The following is a 19,400-nucleotide window of genomic DNA, read 5'->3' on the forward strand; positions in this document are numbered from 1 at the left end:
AAAGTCTTTCTTTCGAAAATAAGACTTTGTACCAGCAATTTCTTTGTAAATCTTCAGCATTTCATTGTGATTTACCAACAACTTGTTGTCTGTGCCAGCCAACTCGCCGCTTGTCGCACGGGCAGCTTTTTGCAACTGCGCAAAAGCAGCATCCAACACCACACTTTTACCAGCACCGGCATCACCCGAAATGATCAATAGATGCGTTGACGTTGTGTTGTGATTGTCGTTGATAAAGGTCCAAATTCGCTGTTCCAATGCTGACTGTTCTGAGGTCAGTGTCGCATCTTGCGGCAAAATAAACGTTGACTGTGCTAAATCTGGCATACGAACACCTCCGTTAACAACAATACAGCATTCTGGCGTGCAAACACTGCTGTGACTTGATTTTGTCGGTACTTTTAAAACATTTTAAAAAAGAACATTAAATATACACAACAATTAACAGCATATTACATACTTTAACCCAGTAAACCGGTTACACTAGAGATAGTCAGTTTCTCGAAAAAGTTATTCAAGAACTAGGAGTATTGAAATGCCTTCAATTGCTGATTACCCTCAACGCCATAGCTTGGCGTCATTTCAACAAACACCGCTCACTGAACTTGATGCGGGTTTATTTGCGCAACTCGGTTATTTGAACTTCAATTACCTGATCGGCCAGCCATATGCGCGTTTTGCCGATTTAAATGACAGTACCCGCCTAAACAGGGCTACCTTGACTACTTGGGCGATTCCAACTCATCAGATCATGTTAGACGCCATGCGCCACAGTGAACGTTTTGCCCGGGTTACTTGGGAAAACTGGCTGGAAACTTGTAGCCATCGCAACGAAGAAGACTTCGCGGCCATCACATTCACATTAGCCCCCGGGGTTTATTGTGTCAGTTTTCGGGGGACAACCAATAAACTGGTTGGTTGGAAAGAAGATTTCAATATGAGCTTCATGCCAACGATTCCAGCGCAGCGTCGGGCATTAAGCTACTTGATTAAACAAATCAGTCAGCATCCCGGCACTTATTACCTGACTGGCCATTCCAAAGGCGGCAGTATCGCCACCTATGCGTTTGACCACTTGCCACAACCATTAGCCAGTCAAGTTGCCCATGTCTATAGCTTCGATGGGCCGAGCGGTGTCCCGCTTGATCCAAGCCATCGTGACCGTGTCACCAAGCTCGTTCCACAAAGCTCCTTAATTGGCGTCAGTCTCGATCCAGCGATGAATTTTGAGGTGGTCAAAAGTCGCGTGAAGTTGTTCGGCCAACACGATGTTCTTACTTGGAACATTGCCGACACGACCTTCGCTCACTTGCCAACCACAACATGGGCATCACGCTATTTCCAAAAAACTTTTGCCCTTTGGTTAGCTGGCCTTGATGCCAAAGCCACCGCGGTTACCGTGGACGCACTTTACCGCATTTTGCGCAGCGGCAATGCCATCACCTTGGATGATCTAGCAAAAACAAAAAATCATTGGCGCCACTATCTTGGGGCTTTCCGGCGCCTCGATAAACATCATCGGCAACAACTTGGCCGCTCATTCCGCTGCCTCCTCGGTGCCATGGCTGGCTCGCTGGTTCAAACGCATTAAGAGGGTCACAAGCTCGGCAGATGCCGGGCTTTTTTAATGCACCCATGGTCGTGAAAGCTGGCCAAATCATCTGCATCCTGGCCAAAAGCTACCCCACATTTTAGCAAGCATTCAACTTATCCTGCGCACTAGTGTCAACAATCATTCATCAGCAATGTGCATCAAAATCGCGTCATATCAATGACTCTATGATTCTCAGACCTCTATCAATTGAAAAAAGCTTGTGTAATTTTATTCCTGCCTCAACAATAATAGCAGGTGGTGAAGGACATGCAATTCAGCGACAAACTCAAACTGGCTCGCCAACAGCAACAACTCACACAAACACAAATTGCCGAGCAATTACACGTTTCCCCAAAAACAATTTCCAGCTGGGAAAATGCGCGCAGTTTTCCTGACATCGGCACACTCGTCAGGATTAGCGATTTTTATGATATTTCTTTGGATCAACTATTACGGGAGGATCAGACGATGACAGATCATTACGACGCGATTGACAAACATGCACAACGGGATCAAAAGTATTTTCAAGTTACCTATTATTTGAATATCATTCTCTTTTTAATTGGCTGGGCACTGATAATCATCTCGCCCAACTTGAAACCATTCGCAGGCTTATTCTCACTTGCGCTCAGCATTAACGTTGTTGTACTAGCAACCCATTATCCTAACTATCGTGCCTGGGTTAACAACATTCCTCATCAACTATTGCTGGGCCTTTTTGTGGTCGGCTTTGGCGCGATCTTCTTCCTTATTCATATAAAAACTATTGGCTTAGTTCCACCCTCCATATCCGGTGGCAATAAATTAGCGGCCGCAGCTGGATTTTATACGGGCACACTTGTTAAACCACTAGCCCAAACTTTTAGTGTCATCTTCATGATTTTTGGCTATGGTGAGCTAAAAGAAACTAAGTAACCCACCAGCTCAGGCTGATACGCCCAATTAGTCAGCATATGTTGCTGACTTTTTTCTTAAATGTGTATCTTGCTTTACAAGGTACCCCCTCACGATTATACTATGCTTAACAAGGTACCAAAAGGAGGTTAAGCCATGCAACCTTCATCGCAAATGTTAAAAGGCATTCTCGAAGGCGCCATTTTACAGATCATCCAACAAGGCGATATTTATGGCTACGGATTACACGAACAGTTAGGTGCGCTGGGCTTTGGCGATATTCCTGAAGGTACCATTTACCCGTTGCTACTGAAACTGCAAAAAAATAAATCAATTGTGGGCGTCCGGCGAGCATCGGAAAGCGGACCGGATCGAAAATACTATCACTTAACCGAGGCTGGCCAACAAACGCTGGCTGATTTTCAACAACAATGGCACCAACTGAGTCAAGCGATGGCTAAGCTCAACCAAGGAGGCACAACATGAAAAAGTTGAACCAAATGCGTATGGCTAACGATCAACAGCTCAAACAAATTCACGGCACAGATTACGCTTATACCGAAACGGTGGTTATCTATCTGCGTGGTGCGCTTCGCAAGAATCCATATGCGGTTGAGCATGCGATTAGCGATTTGTTGACAACTTTGATTGATGCTCAAACAGCAGGACGCAAAGTCTCAACCTTCTTTGGCGATGATCCTGAAACAGCAGCAGATAATATTTTAAAAGAATTGCCGCCTGCCCCGCTTGATTATTTTGTCAGCCTATTCTGGCCTTTTGCCATGTTTCCGCTGATTGACGGCATCTTGATGATGGTGGTCGATCACGAAACCCGCCTCTTACTAACCGACTTTTTCCCCATGTTGATCGTTTCGTTAGGCCTCTTTGGCATTTCATTTGGTCGAGGTATCTCGTTTAATCGGCTTTCTCGTAAAACAATCCGTCGTGTCTTGATCAGCCTATTCCTCATCGTTGGCCTGCCTCTACTAATTGGCTATGTGTCAAATCATGTTTTCAACCTATCGTTTTCTAGCACCACACTGATTCCCATCTGTGGCGGCTTTGTCTTTCTGAATTTAGGGCTTGCGGCCTGCTTTCGAAAAAACGCTTTATTATTCCTTGGGTGGTCAGCAATCTGGGCTTTCACGGCGGCGACGCTTTTCTTGCCAATTTCGGAATTATCCGTTGGCTTGGCCTTTGTTGGCCTAGGCGCTTGTTTGCTGCTACTTTTCTACCGTCCTGAGTCACAGTCACATCTGGAAGTATCCTGACCTGACGATCCTTATCACGACAACGGTGCCAAATGCTTTATGGAGGCTACTCATGAAAAAGTTAAAACAACTCCGAACTGCAAACGATCAACAACTAAAAGCCATTCACGGCACTGACTATACCTACACCGAAACCGTCATCGGCTATTTGCGGACTGATTTACGCAAAGATCCGTACGCTATTGAACAAGCTATCAATGACCTACTAACGACATTGACCGATGCACAAACAGCCGGCCATCGCGTGGCTGCATTCTTTAGTGACGATCCGCAGACCGCGGCGGACAATATTTTGAAGGAATTGCCGCGTGTGCCTGCCTGGTATCTCTTTGATCAATACTGGCCGATTGTCATGTTTCTATTTGCATCCATCATTTTCACGATGCTAGTTGGCCAAGAGCATCGACTTTCATTAAGCAGTATCGCGGCACCTGTTGCTGTCGTGTTTGCTTTCATTGGCGTTCCCTTTGCCCGCGGCATTTCATTCAACAAAGTCTCTTCTAAAACCATTTTCGGCCTTCTAATCGCCTTTGCTCTTTTTATCATCGTCCCTTTGCTAATCGGCTATTTTTCGGCTAAAACAAATGCCTTTTCGTTTTCCCGCCCACTCCTCATTAGCCTTTGTGTTGGCATCGGGCTGGTCAACTTATGTCTGGCTGGCTACTTTCGCACCATTGCTTTACTCCTAATTAGTTGGACTGGCATCTGGCTGCTCGCCTTGCTCGGTTTCCTCTTACCAGCATCCAGTTTAACGGTCGGCCTAGCAATCGCTGGTGTCCTGTGCGCAACAGTACTGCTTTTCTATCATCCTGAGCCAAAATCCGTGATTGCGGCAAATTAAAAAAGCCCTTGCTTGTGCAAAAGCCCTTCTGTAGGTAGTCAAGTTCATCTAAAAATCTGAGTCAATCCCCAGTCTCGATCGTCCATTGGCCCAATCTTCATATAAAGTTTGTTCAGTGCGTCAGGTGCATCCAACTGATGCAAGGCCACGTAGCGTGAAATGCTGTTCTTCAACTTCACAGCAACCATCTGATAGGGATCACCATTTTGCAGATGTTGCGCTGATGTGAACAACAACTTTCGAAGATCATCCTGTTTGGCAATCTCAGGATCTGCATAAGCAACATCGATTGCTTCAAACAATTGTGTTTCTTGTTTTTTCATGGACGTGTCCTCCTTACAAATATTCAAAGCCAAACGCTCAACCCGCCACCTCCGCGCGCTCGCATACTAGCGCCTGCTACCAATTTATAAACTGGCTCAAGTGCAGACGGATACTGAAAGTGATGAACCTGCGAATAAGACGCGATGAAGCTGTCAAGGCGGGCAGCGACGTAACTGAACCGATCACCACTTGCCAATCGCTGGGCTGATTCAAATAAAAAACGTTTAATCTCATCATCCGACTGAACTGCGGCATCATTATAGGCACCATCAATGGCCTGAAATAACCGTGTTTCCTTTCCACCCAATACGATCAGCTCCTAACGATAACGGCAGTTTAACACTTCAAAAAATGCGGCGCAATGTTGATACGGATGACCGATCAGCCACCAACCACCGACATGCCAAACATAACGGCTGGTTTTAATTTTTCAAATTGTCATGTGAACTGAACCATGATTGACTGCTGTTACCGCCCCCAAAACACTGGATAGCTATTGTTAGTAACCATACCGAATATTCGCCAGGGCCATCAATACATCAAGCTTATCCGACTCTGAAACAGTTAACACAATCTGGTTGTTTTTCAGAGCGCTGGAAATGTCAAGATTCATGCGGCTCAGAATGAACGGAACAGCTGAGTCCTTCTTTCTAAACGCCTCTATATAATCACTTAACACTTGTTGTAACGGCATTTTCTGCTGGCTATGATTTAGGTCTGCCACCAGTTCAGTTAAAATACTGATCGCTTGTTCTGCTCGGTCTTGACCGCCAGCATACCATTTTAAAATACTCATTCTTCCTTCACCTCTTAAAAGTCTTTCGGAACACAAAAAGGCCCATTTCGCGCCATGGTACCACGTGAAATGGGCCTTTTGTGTCCAACCAAATGATGCTCTCAATCACTTTTCCGCCATCGCGAATCCATGATCAAGCGGGCCGTAAACAGTCCCAATGGTAAAAACATGATAATCAAAGCGGCGCGGGTCATCCATTCAGCGCCAACGCCGATATTATTTAAGCCGATGTTATAAATCGCTCGATAAATATACAAGCCAGGCACCATGATCACAATGGATGGCACTGTGAGCGAGATCCGTGGGTAGCCGTCAATTCGATTGATCGCCGAAGCAAGTAACCCCGCGACCAATGCGCCAATAAAAGCGGCAGCCGCCGGTGGAATCGTGCTCAAATCGACCAGTTCAAGTCGCAGTGTATTCGCCACTGCCCCAATCAACCCAGCTTGTACCGCCATGCGCTTTGGACTGTTAAACATAACCGAGAAACCAAAGACGCCACTGAAACTGGCAATCAACCGAAAAAGCAGCAAAAGCATTGGATTCAATCCCAGATCAACAAAGTTTTCAGGGCGCAAGTGCACAATCATCGCGACTAACCAACCGACCAGTGATGCGACAATCGTAATCATCAAGGCATACAGCAGGCGCTCCATCCCTGACCGCATATCTTGCTTCGAAATATCTAACATACTCGTGATGAACGGAAAACCGGGAATCACGAACAGCATGGCACCAATATAACCGGCCTCATGCCGCGCAGCGATGCCTAGACTCATTTCCAATCCACGAAAAACAAGGAAGTACGCTAAGCAAGCAACAGCAACACTGACGCCAATGCAGGCCAACAAGGTCCAGCTGCGGCGAATCATAATACCACGCAACCAATTGCCGATACCCGCACCAACAAAACAGCAAACCATCTCAACTGGACCACCGCCAAGCAGAAAAACGAAAGCGCAACACGCCAGTGCCGCAGCCAATCCTGCTCGCAGCGGATCATAATTACCCGACATTTTCTGGATCTGATCGAGCCGATGATGAATCTCGCGCACCGTTTCCGTGGTATATTGCTTTTCAAAATTGCGCACAAACCGTTCAAGTGCATCAAGTTTATCTGTGTTCACGCCGCTTTGCGATAATGAGAGAACTTCGGAGTAGGCGTGGTTGTTACTAAAACAAGTGTAGGATAACGAAATGAGGCCAATATCAGCAGAACACGACATTCGCAAAGCACGCGCAACCGTGTTCATAGCTTCACGCACGCGCCATGCCCCAGTTCCACACGCCAGCAACATAATCCCCACCCGACCAACGAGTGAAGCACGTTCCTCAAGCGTGGCATGATCTGCCTGCCGTTCTTCGCTGACAATCACGTCATACCATGGAATCTGCATGTGATGTTTTTCTGAAAGTGGCCGCGTTCCTCGCGCTGTCTGATTACTTTTTGCCGTCATAACTTGTGCCGATCCTTCTTCTTATAGGAATGTGTTATCTTGAAAAAATGAAAATAAACATTCACTATTTTAGCACATCTAACGTACACGCGTTGGCGATCAAACCAGGCCTCGTCTCTTACCCCGACAGTTTACGCTGAAATACGGCACTCAAATGACACTTTTTAAAGCAGCTAACACAGCAGCTACGAGATAACAAATGATATGCCCATCATTCAAAACTTAACCTCCTTCGTCTACGCCACTAGCCGCAAAAATGGGTCGGGTGCCTCTAGGCTAGTTTTGATTAAATCACCAACGCGTCGTCAAACCCTAGCTTTCTGTTCTTTAATTAGACGCAGTTCACGCCTCAATTGACGCAAGTTGCCTAGCCACAAAAATGAAAAATCCAGTTCACCATTTTCATCAGCAAATACCATATAAGGATTTTCCGGATCAATTAATTGGCTCATGGCTTTGCTTGATAACTGCAATCCTTGATTCAGGGTCTTAATCTCGTGAATCAGGTGTCTGCGAAGTATTCTTTTCCAAAAGACCGGCACCGCGTAACAAATGACACCGCCCATCACCATCAAGCTCACCATACCTGCATCGACCAAAGCGTCTATCTTCAACACCCCAAACTTGTGATCCTGCTGCCGATCAAACGATCGACACGCTAAGCGACAACCAGTGTGTTTCCAATGTTTTTAGTTACAGCCAAACAAATGGGCAAAAAAGCGTTGTATGCCACGCCTTTCCGGTTCTGGCTTGCCAAGTGGTTCCCCGTTCGCCAACCGTCGAATGTCATCAATCGCATCCCGCCCCAATTGACTCAACTGGATACTTTGGGTTGACAAAATGAAATCAATTTTTTGGGCAAATCTAAACAATTGGCGATCAAACTCCGGCCCATGCGGCAGTTCATTGTCCATATCACCGGCGACTCTATCAACGACGTACGCCATCTCCGGTGACCGATTGAGCGGGTGTAACTGATGAATTTCATGACGGAGAATCATAATCAATTTCCTAGCTTCCATTTCAAGTTGATATTCCATACCCCTTTACCTTTCCCTTAACAAAAGATAACGCCCATCCCAACTTTAACAAGCACTTGCTTATTGTAAGATTACCATCTCCCGCGTTGTGTGACGCAATCTGTCGATTAACGTCGTGTTTTGGCCGATTAACGTCGTATTTTTCATATTTCACCTAAAAATGAGCCTTAATTTTACTGGTGATTAAACATTTTATCGACAAAATATTGCCAGTAAGTTTTCGTTCCCGTGATAACGGCGGCCTGTCCTGCGATACCGTAGTGCAAGGTCTGCCGCTGTCGTTCACTCAGTGGCACTCGGGCCTGTACTTTAAAGTAATTGCCAACCTTAGCATTCACAGTTGGTGCGACATCAATGGCATCAATCCGGCCAGTCAGCGTCATCGGTGATGGGACATTCTCCGCAATTCGCAGTCGAACGCTTTGACCACGTTTCAAACTCATGATTTCCGCTGGCGAAACCGCCAGCTTCAACTCAGCTTCTTTTTGCGTGGCTAAGTCTGGCAAGATTTGCGCCAAAACGGTGCCAGCTGGAATGTACTTGTTGCCACTTAAGGATGCTTCAAGATGCAAAACACCGCTTGCTGATGCTTTGACTTGGTAGTTCTTACTTTCGTCCTTTAGTGCCGCAAGTTTCGCCTCGCCTTCTTGGGTACCTTGTTGGACTTTCACCTGTTCTGCAGTCATGGTTTGCTGCATATGGCTTTGCAACGAGGCCAGTTTTGCCTCGTTCTGCCCTGTTTGCTGCACTGAAAGATCGGCCTGCTTCTGGTTGATGCGTTGGGTGCGCAAGGAAGCGAGGGTTTCCTTTTCGGTTGTCAATAAGTTTTGCAACTGTGACTGGTACTGACCTTTCAAACTGTTCAAATTAGCAGCATCGGCATTCTTAGCCTCGGCTTTATATTGCAAATAAAGATAGTTGTACGTGTGATTGTCACTTAATGGCCGATCGGTTCGTATGGCCGTTTGGGCCTCACGAATCGCCGTCATTTTAGCCTCGCTTGCCTGCATACTGGTTTGCAACAATTGATCGATTTCTTTGCTCTTACCATCGGCCACACCTTGGGTCGCATGCAAGGCTTCCGATTCCAGTTCGTAAACCCGACGTTGGCTGAGATAATCGCGAACTTGTTGCTGATAACCGAATTTATCAGGACTCGCAAAAAGGTTTTTATTGGCAGCAATACTCTGGTTGAGAACTTCGAGCTGCGCTTTTTGATCTTTCAACGTCGCCAGTTGCTGTTCAAGCACTTTCAATTGGGCCGGATGAGCCACATCGTGATACACCAGCAGCGTGTCGCCGCGTTTGACATGCTTGCCTTCCTTCATATGATTCGTCACAATTCGATTCGCCGCCGTCCCTTGAACCGTGACCGCCGTTTTGACCGGCGCAATTTCCGCCGCTGTTAAAACGGTCACCTCGCGCTTGGCGAAGATCAGAAAAAGCAACAACAAAACAAAAAGGATCGCGGTCGGCACAATAATGACTGTTGAAAAATTACGGTAGCGATGGTTATAAAACTCGGTTGTCTCTAACTTCTTTAGATCAATCATCGCGGCCTCCTCACTCACTTACCAACCGAGCATAATAGCCTTGTTTGGCCAATAACTCAGCATGATTTCCTTGTTCAACAATCGCACCATGATCCATGACCACAATCTGTTCCGTTTTAGCAGCAATAGTGAGCCGATGAGCCACAAAAATAATGGTTCGATCAGTCATCGCTAACAACCGATCAACAATTTTTCGCTCGGTGATCGTATCTAAACTGCTGGTCGATTCATCAAAAATCAACACTTTTGCCGGTGATAATAACGCGCGGGCAATTGCTAGGCGCTGCTTTTGTCCACCCGATAAAATACTGCCGCTTTCAGAAAGTTTGGTCTGCCATATCTGCGGCAAATTCGAAATATCTCCGGCAATTTCCGCCACTGAACAGGCAGCTTCAATATCGGCTTCAGTGATATTCGAACGGCTACCCAACGTTAAGTTTTCAATGACTGAGCCAGAAAAAATAAACGGATCTTGTGGTACATACTCGATATATTGTCGTAACGTTGTCAGATCAACATCACTGATGGGAACCCCATTAAATGTGATTTTCCCTTTGCCAGTGTCCACTGGATAGAAACCTACTAGCAACTTGGCTAAGGTCGATTTCCCTGATCCACTCATGCCGACAATGGTGTATTTGGCATTCTCCGGGATTTCAAGGTTGATTTGTTTCAAAACATCTTGCCCAAAACCATACTTAAAAGACACATCGGTCACGTTGATAGCGCCATCAATTAAATGCCGATCATTCAAACTTCGCTGTTCTTTAAACTCCGATTCAACCAAATACACTTCATTCAGCCGGTTATTCGCGACTTTGGCCATTTGCAATTTTGGTTGCAAATTAATGATGCTTTCTAACGGATTAGTGAAATATGCCAACAACGCATTGAACGTCAGCATCTGTCCTAGACTCATCTTGTTAGCCATCACCAAACTCGCACCAATCCACAGCACGACCACATTCAAAACCAACTTCAGCAGTCCCTTGATCGCCTGCTGCAGTTGATCAGCTTTTGTATAATTGAACGACTTTTTCAAATACGTGACGAATTCACGGTCAACCCGTTCATAACTGACTTTCTCACCGGTCAGTGATTTAATCGTCTCAATCCCGTTCAAATCCTCGATAATGGATGAACTCAATATGGCATTGCTTTCCATCGTCTCTTGATTCAGTCGATTAAATGGCCGCTGAAAAGCGAACACAATCACCAAATAACAAGGCACAGCAATTAAAGACACCAAGAATAAGGTGGTGTTTTGAATGCCTAACACGATCCCTAAAATTAAGACAATCCAAATATCAAGAAACAAGGTCATAATTGTGTTTGCCAGCGCATCAATAATCTTATTAGCATCGGAAAACCGCGATACAATCTCCCCAGTCCGACGCGTGGAAAAGAAGGACATCGGTAATTCATAAAGATGCCTAACGTAACCCAAAATGACATCAATCGACAAACGCTGTCCTAAAACAGCCATCAAAAAATTTTGCCCATAGGTTAAAACCGACTGCAGGACATAAGCAAGGATGAGACCACTGGCAATCATTCCCAAAGTTGTGCGCATCCCGTTTGGAATATAAGTATCAATAATCGACTGAAGAAAATAAGACCCGACAATACTAATCAACGTAATCAACACAGCGGCGACAATAATATTGGCAATGATCCCTTTTTGTCGCGCTAGTATCGGCACAAACGCAAAGAGACTGCCTTTGTCCTCTTTGCGTGGTTGATATTGCGGTTCTGGCGCAATAAAAATAGCGACCCCCGACCACTCCTTCGCAAAGCGCTCTTTGGGAAGCCAGGTCATCGCTACTGATGGATCAGGATCGCCAATCAAGATATGATCCTTTGTCGCCTTAAACACCACATAATAATGAAGCAACTCGCCACGCTTCAAAACATGGACAAGAAACGGATAAGGAACATCATCAAGATCAAACAGCGTCATATCCGCCTTGACCGCCTTGGTTTCAAAATGAAGCGCCTGAGCAGCGCGGACAATCCCTAATGCCATCGTCCCTTCCTGATCCGTCTTCGCCAACTGTCGCAGATGCGCTAGCGAATAATCCGAGCCATTAAATTGCAGCAACATATTAAGCGCCGCAACCCCGCAATCGCGCTCATCCACCTGAGGCGTGTAGTAACGCTTGTAATACTGTGCTTGGCCGAGCTTTAGGTTGTATTTGATCATGGGCATGCCTCCTGGTTGGTGCTGGATTTTTCTAAATAAGTGATACCTTGAACTGTTTAAAAAATGGGTTGTCGTTATGACAACCCTTAACCTTACAGAGGAGAAGACTGTCCCAGAAGCCACTAATCAGTCAAATTCTGCGAAGGCTTGTGGAACACCATTTTCTCTGTAAAAGCGTTTAACATAAAACTTAAAATCCAAGAAAATTGTGCAAAGCATGAAATTGTTTAGAAAAGATATGATATACTGTCACCGATAACGCGGTACCCGATTTAATAATATATAAAGTTATTTTTATATATTATTATCGTAGTAATATAATCTTTTAATTAAAGAAATGATCAATAATCTAATTCTTTTGTTTTAAAGAGCTGCCAGAACAAGTTGGTTACCGGCCTTACCTTTATTTCATCTACCTTAATGATTTAGATGCGAGCGAAACCTCGTAAACACGATTTCCCTGATTTATTTAAACAAACCATCAAACCATCTTCTTATTTTGTTGAATGTTGGCGAAACATCACGGATGCTGTCACCTCCAATGAATCCCAAAAGTTCTTCGTCACTCATATTGACCATTTTCTGCTCATCAAACTGTTTCATTTCTTTTTCCTCCTCATTCAAGTTGAAGTATTCTTTTGCTTTACATGAATTCAATGTAACAGACTTTTGGCTTGTTCTTGTTTTCCAAAAATAAACGTAGGGTTTTCGCCGATTAACGTCGCTTCTACGTCTCTTCTTAGTTTGTTACAATGATTTTTTAACCCTACTCAGCATTCAGAGGTCAACTCCATGGAAACTTATTCTGATCTAGCCTATATTCTTTTAACATCACCCGTGTTCATCCTAGGCATAACGTTTCTGTCATATATTTTTTTCAACCGAATTAATCTCATTCACATTTTTTTTTGGTCCATCTTAGCGATAGTGTTGTCTACAACACTATCGCTACTTGGTGAAATCTTCTTTGGATTGATCTATGCCTACTACATGTCAAAAACTCATAACCGATCTGATGTATTCTGGGTTTTCCTATTTTTGGAAATCAACTTGATTATTGTCAATTTTCAAACACTACTGGAAAAGTCCTTCACGTTATCAATGACCAATAACTTTTTCTTTATAAGCATAACGTCTAAATTAATCACCAATATCGTACTGCTCATATTGGCTATTTGGTTGTTTGGTACGAGGAAAAAAATTGTCAATAATATGCGTCATTTGGTTCAAGAAAAAGATGGTATTTGGATGTCGGCTATCTTTTACCTAGGTGCTTCTTGCACTGTCATGTACTTTCTAGAGTTTACCTTTATACTCCTAAAGCTTGATAATGTTCTTGCTCTACTCATACTATCTGCCTTCATTTTTTTCATGGTTGTCAATTTATGCTCTCTATTTTTTATTTTGAGATCTTACCGATACTATCTTGAGCTACTGGTCGTTAAACACACAAATGAATCACGACGAGCTTACTATGCATCACTTAACCAACAAAGGGAAAATACTAGCAAGCTTCTTCATGATTATAAGAACCTACTAGCAACGCTCCAACTTTCATTGCAACAAACTTCAGCAAGTCAATCTTCTGACACGAGCAATATCATCGCGCAAGCTCAAAGGTCAATACAACAAGCTGAAAGTGGCAAGGACTCATTAGCAGCAATCGAAAGTGATCCGCTTCGAAATCTCCTCTATTTGAAGTGGTCAGAAGCGACGAATAGTGGTATTAGATTACACATCCACACCGAAGGAACAATCCAACCGCTGAGTAATAATGCCGGTTTTGCCGTCATCAGAGCACTTGGTATCTTAATCGATAACGCCTTAGAAGAATCTATCAGGATTAACAAGACTCATTTCAGCGTCCTGCTAGTGGCTTCAGATCGGGGGCTAGAAGCAAGCGTCGTCAACGATATCAATGATGATTTTAATCTAGCAAAATTTACAGAACCCGGTTTCACAACCAAAGGCCGCGGGCATGGCAATGGCTTGACCATCATAAATGAGTTAATTCAGCAGAATAAAAATATCGTCATTAAAAAGACCGTTATTAACAAGCAACTAAAGATCACTTTGTTTATAGGGAGATGACTTCATGACCAACCACCAAACGATGCTGAAGATTTTCATTTTGGAAGACAATGCTGACTTCTTGAATTTCCTAGAAAGTACACTTCGCAATTATATTATGATTGAGGCATTGCATGCCGAAATCAAATTCACCACTCAGTCAGCGACAGATTTGTTAGATGCTGTTGATCTAGAAGAGATTAATGACTGCCTTTTTCTGCTGGACATTGACATCCCTGGATCTTCTGTAAGTGGTATTGATATCGCCACCATCCTTCGAAAAAAGTCCTTATACGCTGACATCATGTTTATCACCAGTCACACTGAAGAAGCCTTGTCGATTCTGGCCCACAAAATTGCGCCTTTAGACTTAATTGATAAAAGTGTCCTTTTTGAAGTTGAAGCGCGACTGCGATCAAATATTGTTTATGCCATCAAGCGATTGAAGGCGCGTCAATTGCAATCGCCACGACTTTTTAATTACAGCATTGATTCAAATCTTTTTACGGTTATATTAGATGAGCTACTTTACATTCAAACAACCCCTGGTATCTCTGGCACGTTGGAACTACATGCAGAACGCGAAATCGCAACCTTTCCGGGAAACTTGAAGGAGGTATCGCTCCAATACCCAACATTGTTTCGCTGTCATCGAAGCATTTTGCTCAACCCAACGCATATTTCTAAATTGGACACGCATGGCCGTTTTGTTTACATGGATAATCAAGACAAACTTGAGGTCAGCATTCGTAGAGTATCGGCCCTGCGTCAGGTCATGATGACCGCGAATAAACCACAGTCTGCTACCAATGATCTGTCAAATGATGCTTGAATGGTATATCTCTTTTTTCGCGTCTCCACTAGAAGCGAATCTAAACGGTGATGAAAATAAAGGTCACTTGAAAAAACTCCAATATTCCAATAACCTGGCAGAAATATCAAAGTTTCTAGTAACTGTTTCATTTAACTGCTGAATACGACAACAGATTCAGTGTTGTTTCCTCTGAATCTCTTACAGCAGTGCTTACTCATTAATGCTGTTTAATTTTGAGATATAAATACACCTTAGTCCAGCTGATTAGTTCATGAGAAACAGGCGCTGCAATCAAAAACTGTTTCAGTCCTTGATTGCAGCGCCTGTCTATTTGATGACACCTTTAGAATAACTTTTAAGAAGCGACAGATTCTCAAACCTATTTCTTTAACTTGCCCTGTCTCTTGCCCGATTTTGAAGAAGCAAAAGTCAAAGAAGAAGTTGTTAATATTAACAACGGTACGATAACGTCAACTTTAGGAATCACCTTTAATACAAAGGCAAGCATGTACACGGGTAAAAAAACAATACCGAGCCATCTAATAAATCTTGCCATTTTATCTCCAGTTATGATCATGTTGACCTCCTGATTAACTATTTAAGCGACTGCCCACTTTCCCAGCTGGTAGCCAAAGCTCAATATCATGCTTCAATGCCTTTTAACACCATGCCAAGTAACAAGTCCACTAATTTTCAGTGCCTGCTTAGCTACCTTACACACAGTATACGTCCGACAAATGGTTCTGTGGTCCTAAAATTTTTAACGTTGGTAATTTAAAGTTTTTCGTTAATTCTTTTAAAAAAAGTGCAAAAGTACTGCGGAATAGACAATTTTGCGACGTTTACTTCTTCGGCTTTTAAACTAGTTTATGATAGACAAGGCATCGAAAAAATTCCTAATTTTGTCTACGTTGCACTAGAAATAAATCCGCATTATCACAACCTAATCTCTTGTTATCTGTTACACTCTTTCTTCGAATGGGCGTGATAAGGATCAATCAATAAAAGAATTAGGCTTGATATAACCGCATCGCATCCAGTTAATAAGTGCCTATAAAATGACTACCACAAAAACACCTCCAACTTTCTTGATAAATCAAGAAAGTTGGAGGTTGTCTGGATTTTGAAAATGGAACTAATTGCTGCCTCAAAAATGAACTTCGGTAAACATCCCATGAGCAGGCACTTCAATAAAAGATCCAAAACTGTCTTACACGTTTGTCGATCAACCACACGTGTGACAAAGAATAAACTTAAATTGAAGCATCTATTTGAGACGCCGAGCTATCCCTGGTCACTGCTAATCGAAGTTAAAATGATTGAAGTAACTAAAGCAATGGCGCAGATACCGACAATCTTGTGACAACTTTTAAGAGATATATGGTATCGATAGGCAGTAGTAAGCATAGGTACGATGCTTACTGTCAGCAAATTTCTTCGTACGCTATCGCCATGTGCAAGCTAGGTCATCATATTGATAAGCCAAAATAGTATACAAAGTTGAAAAAATCTCCTTTAAGTTGGTAGATGTTGTCCTCCTTGAGTATATCAAGCATCAGTTCTTAAGATCAGCTTGCGTATGAAACGAGATGGCTAACCAATTCTACAAACCGATTGACAAATCACAAACTGTGGGACTTGTCAGCTAGACTCCAGCCACTTGTGGCACCACCAGCAATTTCATCTGCGTGACTCCACGCATCCGATGCTAGGAATCCCAGAATGGCAGCCACCGGGATCACAAATGCAAAACCGCCAGTGATCTGGCTAAGTTCTTTATCTTTTAAGTTAGTCATGGTGTACATCCTTTCTTCCTGTTTAGCTTAGAAGTTAGTTTTTAGGGGTTAGTTGCTTGACAAGATCTATTACAGGACCCCTCGAAGGTACAAACAGACTACCAGTAAGCACGCTTCGCGCGGAGAATCCAAGACCGAAGCCAATGATTGACCATAAACCACCGTTTTCGCCACCAGCAATCTTTTCCAAGCTGCTGTTATCTAAAGTCATGAATTGTTGCATTGTTATCCCTCCATTTTCTTTGAGTGATTCATTGCTAAACATTTGGTTCTTAGGTAAAACGGTCGGGGGTGCTAGCTACCCTACACACAATATACGGCTAGCAATTGCTTTTGTGGTGACTTAAATTTTAACGTTGATATTTTCAATTTTTTTGTCAGTTCTATCGTCAAAAAATCTAAAATGCGACGAAAAAAGGGGATTTTACGACGTTTATTTTTTGATGACCCATTTTTCTTGAACACTAGTTATTATGAGTATGAAATGATGTAATGATACTGAAAGTTTAAAGATGCTGAGCATAACCCAATGGAGATGACTTTCATGAATGCATACAAGCAGTTGAAACAACCACTGTCAATGTGGATCATTAATTGTTGCTTAGTGGCGTTGCTCTTTCTTGTTCCCGATGATTCAAGTATCTTTGTCTATATCGTGATTGACCTCGCAATCGTTGCTAACGGTTTTGATTTATTAAAGAAACTATTTGGTCTGTCAAAGCATGCGGACTGGCACCACAACACTTGGAATCGTGATGAATCAAAATAAGCCTACAAACTAAGCGTCGCCTCGTCATCGCTTAATTTGTAGGCTTGTTTTTTTGACTCTTTTCACACACCACAATAAAAATAACGAGAAAGATCAAATAGTAGCGATCAATAAATGAAATGTGAGGTAACAAATCTAGATCACTTAAAATCAGCCAAACTATAGCAAATAAAAAGCCGCCACCAACAATAAAGCTGCTCATTTTTCTAAAACTCATAAACAGACCCACTCTCTATCATTCTTCAATGTTTATTTTTGCAATAATACAAACGTTTCATTTGCCAATTGAGGAGATTAAATGCATATAGACATCATGATCCGCTGACTTGAATTATCTGTTCAACAGTTGCAATAACACCTTGGTCTGGCAAAGTGTTTAAGTGTGCACGAGAAAACGAAAGTCATATTCACAGATGAAAATCATTTAGAGTTTCCTTTTTTGAATAAACCACTCCTCAAAAAATCGAATACAGACACCAAAAGAGACGAGCTTATCATGCTCGCTATAAAGGTAAACAATATCACGGCTATGATAACGAATCTCATTGTATTGTTAGCGTTGACTTGATAAATCATAGAAGCGAATTCTTTTGGATTTATAATCCTGTACAGAATACTGAGTATCATTACCTGTATTGCTGACAAAGCAAGGATCATAATCATTCTTTGACTTTTTTTAGATTTGGTCACTTGATTCAGCTCCTCTTTTTTGGATCTTCCTATAATTAAATAAGCGATTATCATATCCAGTAATAAAGTTTTCCGCAATTGCGAGTGAATGTGTCCAAGATACTATAAACTTATTTGATTGCTTGGCCTGCTAACCTTGCCATGAACCCTTCTTCGTCATGACAGTGCCATAGGACCCACATGGAAATGGCCAAGTAAATCGTAGCCCAGATCAACGAAACAGTTATGAGCGTCGCTTCGTCACTTACCCCATTTAATTTGCTAGGATAAGGGCCGTGAATCAGCGTTACCAAGCAGTCGATCATGAAATGAACAAAAATCGGCATCAGTAATGTGCCATAACGAACGTAGAGAGCAGCCAGCAGCATACCCATCCCGCTGACTTGAATCATCTGACCCACAGTTGCAACAGCACCTTGGCTTGGCAGATTACTCAAGTGTGCAAGCGAAAACGCCAGACTGCTTAGTAACATGCAATAGAGAAAGTTACGTTTGGTACCACCACGGTTAGCAAGGTAAAAGGCGCGGAGCAATCCACCGAAAATAACCCCGCGATACAGGTACTCTTCAGGAACAGCGGCGATGGTACCAATGACACTTGCTTGTAAAATATCTAGGAAGTTTCGGTTGGTAAAGATTTGCCAAGCTACAAGGCAGCCCACAATATCCCAGAACACAAATTTCTGCCAGCTTGGCCAGCCAAATGACGTCCTAAAGATAATCTTTTGTCTTAACAGCAACAGATTGAGCCCCAGAATGATAACTAAACTAAGTACTTTATAGAGCACAATGTCTGCCCAAAAATCCAGCTGTAGAAAACTTAAAAATGGGGTGAACACAAATGCTTCTATAAATTCATCCAAGATAAAAATGTATAAAACCCGTAATCCAGGCGTGAACAACCGTTGCCGTTTCTTTTCCATTCCGTCACCTTCATCCAAGTTGACAAAGCCGGCTTTTTCCGACATTGCTATGAACAATATACCGGTTAATGAATGGCTTTTAGTCAACTAATTTTAAACGTCGTGTTTTCGCCATTTAACGTTGACGATCATCCGTCAAAAATTCGCTAGCGATCATTTATTGACAAAAAAAGCCACTTCACTCGGCAAACGACGCTACGCTAAGCCAAGAAGAAGTGACGCTGCAGTGTTGAAAAAGTCGCGGAGCTTGCAATTGGCGCAATTCTTCACCGGTCACAAACACCTACATGCCCTGCCATCCCTTTAAAAACCCCGCAATAATTTGGTCAGTGTGTGACCAAGCATCTATCGCAATCAATCCTAAA

General features: G+C 43.1%; 23 protein-coding genes. 9 read left to right on the plus strand and 14 right to left on the minus strand.

Features of this window, described 5'->3' with window-relative positions; translation table 11 throughout:
• Nucleotides 1–327 (minus strand): DNA/RNA helicase domain-containing protein (locus ACWPAB_RS12430; protein WP_337451889.1); only part of this gene is annotated, 327 nt, incomplete at its 3' end.
• A gap of 208 nt (nucleotides 328–535) precedes the next feature.
• On the opposite strand from ACWPAB_RS12430, the gene ACWPAB_RS12435 reads away from it, so the two are divergent.
• The 5 genes from ACWPAB_RS12435 to ACWPAB_RS12455 all read left to right on the plus strand — a co-directional run bounded on the left by ACWPAB_RS12435 (nucleotide 536) and on the right by ACWPAB_RS12455 (nucleotide 4,600).
• Nucleotides 536–1,591, plus strand: a complete 1,056-nt coding sequence (locus tag ACWPAB_RS12435) for an Mbeg1-like protein (protein ID WP_003585559.1) — start codon at nucleotides 536–538, stop codon at nucleotides 1,589–1,591.
• A 270-nt stretch (nucleotides 1,592–1,861) separates the two neighbouring features.
• A complete protein-coding gene (locus ACWPAB_RS12440) occupies nucleotides 1,862–2,509 on the plus strand; it encodes a helix-turn-helix domain-containing protein (protein WP_003580838.1) in 648 nt (215 codons plus the stop codon).
• A gap of 135 nt (nucleotides 2,510–2,644) precedes the next feature.
• On the plus strand, nucleotides 2,645–2,974 hold the full coding sequence (locus ACWPAB_RS12445; protein WP_003567322.1) for a PadR family transcriptional regulator: 330 nt from the start codon (nucleotides 2,645–2,647) through the stop codon (nucleotides 2,972–2,974).
• The gene (locus ACWPAB_RS12450) at nucleotides 2,971–3,759 is read left to right on the plus strand and encodes a hypothetical protein (protein ID WP_003580841.1); all 789 of its coding nucleotides are present in this window, start codon (nucleotides 2,971–2,973) and stop codon (nucleotides 3,757–3,759) included. The genes ACWPAB_RS12445 and ACWPAB_RS12450 overlap by 4 nt, the downstream gene beginning before the upstream one ends.
• A 52-nt stretch (nucleotides 3,760–3,811) precedes the next feature.
• Nucleotides 3,812–4,600: a hypothetical protein gene (locus tag ACWPAB_RS12455; protein WP_003580842.1), complete on the plus strand. Its 789-nt coding sequence runs from the start codon at nucleotides 3,812–3,814 to the stop codon at nucleotides 4,598–4,600.
• A gap of 44 nt (nucleotides 4,601–4,644) precedes the next feature.
• Here ACWPAB_RS12455 and ACWPAB_RS12460 read toward each other — a convergent pair whose 3' ends face one another.
• The 9 genes from ACWPAB_RS12460 to ACWPAB_RS12500 form a co-directional block, all read right to left on the minus strand.
• The gene (locus tag ACWPAB_RS12460) at nucleotides 4,645–4,923 is read right to left on the minus strand and encodes a bacteriocin immunity protein (RefSeq protein ID WP_003567328.1); all 279 of its coding nucleotides are present in this window, start codon (nucleotides 4,921–4,923) and stop codon (nucleotides 4,645–4,647) included.
• A gap of 23 nt (nucleotides 4,924–4,946) precedes the next feature.
• Nucleotides 4,947–5,231 carry a bacteriocin immunity protein gene (locus ACWPAB_RS12465; protein WP_003580845.1) on the minus strand — a complete coding sequence of 95 codons (285 nt, stop codon included), beginning with the start codon at nucleotides 5,229–5,231 and terminating at the stop codon, nucleotides 4,947–4,949.
• Nucleotides 5,232–5,423: 192 nt separating this feature from the next.
• A complete protein-coding gene (locus tag ACWPAB_RS12470) occupies nucleotides 5,424–5,720 on the minus strand; it encodes a bacteriocin immunity protein (protein WP_003580847.1) in 297 nt (98 codons plus the stop codon).
• 101 nt (nucleotides 5,721–5,821) lie between these two features.
• The gene (locus ACWPAB_RS12475) at nucleotides 5,822–7,177 is read right to left on the minus strand and encodes a threonine/serine exporter family protein (protein ID WP_003567335.1); all 1,356 of its coding nucleotides are present in this window, start codon (nucleotides 7,175–7,177) and stop codon (nucleotides 5,822–5,824) included.
• A 305-nt stretch (nucleotides 7,178–7,482) separates the two neighbouring features.
• On the minus strand, nucleotides 7,483–7,794 hold the full coding sequence (locus ACWPAB_RS12480; protein WP_003580849.1) for a hypothetical protein: 312 nt from the start codon (nucleotides 7,792–7,794) through the stop codon (nucleotides 7,483–7,485).
• Nucleotides 7,795–7,866: 72 nt separating this feature from the next.
• Nucleotides 7,867–8,217, minus strand: coding sequence for a hypothetical protein (locus tag ACWPAB_RS12485; RefSeq protein WP_003567340.1), 351 nt, complete (start codon nucleotides 8,215–8,217; stop codon nucleotides 7,867–7,869).
• Between the two features lie 173 nt (nucleotides 8,218–8,390).
• Nucleotides 8,391–9,770 (minus strand): bacteriocin secretion accessory protein, encoded by a 1,380-nt coding sequence (locus ACWPAB_RS12490; RefSeq protein ID WP_003585563.1) that lies wholly within the window; start codon nucleotides 9,768–9,770, stop codon nucleotides 8,391–8,393.
• 10 nt (nucleotides 9,771–9,780) lie between these two features.
• Nucleotides 9,781–11,973, minus strand: a complete 2,193-nt coding sequence (locus ACWPAB_RS12495) for a peptide cleavage/export ABC transporter (protein WP_016381944.1) — start codon at nucleotides 11,971–11,973, stop codon at nucleotides 9,781–9,783.
• A gap of 465 nt (nucleotides 11,974–12,438) precedes the next feature.
• On the minus strand, nucleotides 12,439–12,576 hold the full coding sequence (locus ACWPAB_RS12500; protein ID WP_003571414.1) for a bacteriocin-like peptide, LSEI_2386 family: 138 nt from the start codon (nucleotides 12,574–12,576) through the stop codon (nucleotides 12,439–12,441).
• A 189-nt stretch (nucleotides 12,577–12,765) separates the two neighbouring features.
• On the opposite strand from ACWPAB_RS12500, the gene ACWPAB_RS12505 reads away from it, so the two are divergent.
• A complete protein-coding gene (locus tag ACWPAB_RS12505; protein ID WP_003580853.1) occupies nucleotides 12,766–14,064 on the plus strand; it encodes a GHKL domain-containing protein in 1,299 nt (432 codons plus the stop codon).
• 4 nt (nucleotides 14,065–14,068) lie between these two features.
• Complete coding sequence (locus tag ACWPAB_RS12510; protein WP_003567351.1) at nucleotides 14,069–14,875, plus strand: LytR/AlgR family response regulator transcription factor; 807 nt, start codon at nucleotides 14,069–14,071, stop codon at nucleotides 14,873–14,875.
• A gap of 361 nt (nucleotides 14,876–15,236) precedes the next feature.
• Here ACWPAB_RS12510 and ACWPAB_RS12515 read toward each other — a convergent pair whose 3' ends face one another.
• Entirely contained in the window at nucleotides 15,237–15,434 is a 198-nt protein-coding gene (locus tag ACWPAB_RS12515; protein ID WP_016383118.1) for a hypothetical protein, read from the minus strand.
• A gap of 546 nt (nucleotides 15,435–15,980) precedes the next feature.
• Here ACWPAB_RS12515 and ACWPAB_RS12520 point away from each other — a divergent pair.
• Nucleotides 15,981–16,220, plus strand: coding sequence for a hypothetical protein (locus ACWPAB_RS12520; RefSeq protein ID WP_003580868.1), 240 nt, complete (start codon nucleotides 15,981–15,983; stop codon nucleotides 16,218–16,220).
• Nucleotides 16,221–16,479: 259 nt separating this feature from the next.
• Here the strand turns inward: ACWPAB_RS12520 and ACWPAB_RS12525 are convergent, their stop codons facing one another.
• Nucleotides 16,480–16,653, minus strand: a complete 174-nt coding sequence (locus tag ACWPAB_RS12525) for a bacteriocin (protein WP_032675994.1) — start codon at nucleotides 16,651–16,653, stop codon at nucleotides 16,480–16,482.
• 34 nt (nucleotides 16,654–16,687) lie between these two features.
• Nucleotides 16,688–16,876, minus strand: coding sequence for a ComC/BlpC family leader-containing pheromone/bacteriocin (locus tag ACWPAB_RS12530; protein ID WP_003567358.1), 189 nt, complete (start codon nucleotides 16,874–16,876; stop codon nucleotides 16,688–16,690).
• A gap of 321 nt (nucleotides 16,877–17,197) precedes the next feature.
• On the opposite strand from ACWPAB_RS12530, the gene ACWPAB_RS12535 reads away from it, so the two are divergent.
• The gene (locus tag ACWPAB_RS12535) at nucleotides 17,198–17,422 is read left to right on the plus strand and encodes a hypothetical protein (RefSeq protein WP_003567359.1); all 225 of its coding nucleotides are present in this window, start codon (nucleotides 17,198–17,200) and stop codon (nucleotides 17,420–17,422) included.
• An 800-nt stretch (nucleotides 17,423–18,222) separates the two neighbouring features.
• Here ACWPAB_RS12535 and ACWPAB_RS12540 read toward each other — a convergent pair.
• Nucleotides 18,223–19,035 carry a CPBP family intramembrane glutamic endopeptidase gene (locus ACWPAB_RS12540; protein ID WP_003580872.1) on the minus strand — a complete coding sequence of 271 codons (813 nt, stop codon included), beginning with the start codon at nucleotides 19,033–19,035 and terminating at the stop codon, nucleotides 18,223–18,225.
• Nucleotides 19,036–19,400: the final 365 nt, after the last annotated feature.

The sequence above is a fragment of the Lacticaseibacillus sp. 30 genome, from assembly GCF_053819265.1.

What these genes read in the sequence shown, in the direction of transcription:
- ACWPAB_RS12435 (WP_003585559.1), top strand. Translation starts at nt 536, where the DNA reads ATGCCTTCAATTGCTGATTACCCTCAACGCCATAGCTTGGCGTCATTT.
- ACWPAB_RS12440 (WP_003580838.1), top strand. Translation starts at nt 1,862, where the DNA reads ATGCAATTCAGCGACAAACTCAAACTGGCTCGCCAACAGCAACAACTC.
- ACWPAB_RS12445 (WP_003567322.1), top strand. Translation starts at nt 2,645, where the DNA reads ATGCAACCTTCATCGCAAATGTTAAAAGGCATTCTCGAAGGCGCCATT.
- ACWPAB_RS12450 (WP_003580841.1), top strand. Translation starts at nt 2,971, where the DNA reads ATGAAAAAGTTGAACCAAATGCGTATGGCTAACGATCAACAGCTCAAA.
- ACWPAB_RS12455 (WP_003580842.1), top strand. Translation starts at nt 3,812, where the DNA reads ATGAAAAAGTTAAAACAACTCCGAACTGCAAACGATCAACAACTAAAA.
- ACWPAB_RS12460 (WP_003567328.1), bottom strand. Translation starts at nt 4,923, where the DNA reads ATGAAAAAACAAGAAACACAATTGTTTGAAGCAATCGATGTTGCTTAT.
- ACWPAB_RS12470 (WP_003580847.1), bottom strand. Translation starts at nt 5,720, where the DNA reads ATGAGTATTTTAAAATGGTATGCTGGCGGTCAAGACCGAGCAGAACAA.
- ACWPAB_RS12475 (WP_003567335.1), bottom strand. Translation starts at nt 7,177, where the DNA reads ATGACGGCAAAAAGTAATCAGACAGCGCGAGGAACGCGGCCACTTTCA.
- ACWPAB_RS12485 (WP_003567340.1), bottom strand. Translation starts at nt 8,217, where the DNA reads ATGGAATATCAACTTGAAATGGAAGCTAGGAAATTGATTATGATTCTC.
- ACWPAB_RS12490 (WP_003585563.1), bottom strand. Translation starts at nt 9,770, where the DNA reads ATGATTGATCTAAAGAAGTTAGAGACAACCGAGTTTTATAACCATCGC.
- ACWPAB_RS12495 (WP_016381944.1), bottom strand. Translation starts at nt 11,973, where the DNA reads ATGATCAAATACAACCTAAAGCTCGGCCAAGCACAGTATTACAAGCGT.
- ACWPAB_RS12500 (WP_003571414.1), bottom strand. Translation starts at nt 12,576, where the DNA reads ATGAAACAGTTTGATGAGCAGAAAATGGTCAATATGAGTGACGAAGAA.
- ACWPAB_RS12505 (WP_003580853.1), top strand. Translation starts at nt 12,766, where the DNA reads ATGGAAACTTATTCTGATCTAGCCTATATTCTTTTAACATCACCCGTG.
- ACWPAB_RS12510 (WP_003567351.1), top strand. Translation starts at nt 14,069, where the DNA reads ATGACCAACCACCAAACGATGCTGAAGATTTTCATTTTGGAAGACAAT.
- ACWPAB_RS12515 (WP_016383118.1), bottom strand. Translation starts at nt 15,434, where the DNA reads ATGATCATAACTGGAGATAAAATGGCAAGATTTATTAGATGGCTCGGT.
- ACWPAB_RS12525 (WP_032675994.1), bottom strand. Translation starts at nt 16,653, where the DNA reads ATGACTAACTTAAAAGATAAAGAACTTAGCCAGATCACTGGCGGTTTT.
- ACWPAB_RS12530 (WP_003567358.1), bottom strand. Translation starts at nt 16,876, where the DNA reads ATGCAACAATTCATGACTTTAGATAACAGCAGCTTGGAAAAGATTGCT.
- ACWPAB_RS12535 (WP_003567359.1), top strand. Translation starts at nt 17,198, where the DNA reads ATGAATGCATACAAGCAGTTGAAACAACCACTGTCAATGTGGATCATT.
- ACWPAB_RS12540 (WP_003580872.1), bottom strand. Translation starts at nt 19,035, where the DNA reads ATGGAAAAGAAACGGCAACGGTTGTTCACGCCTGGATTACGGGTTTTA.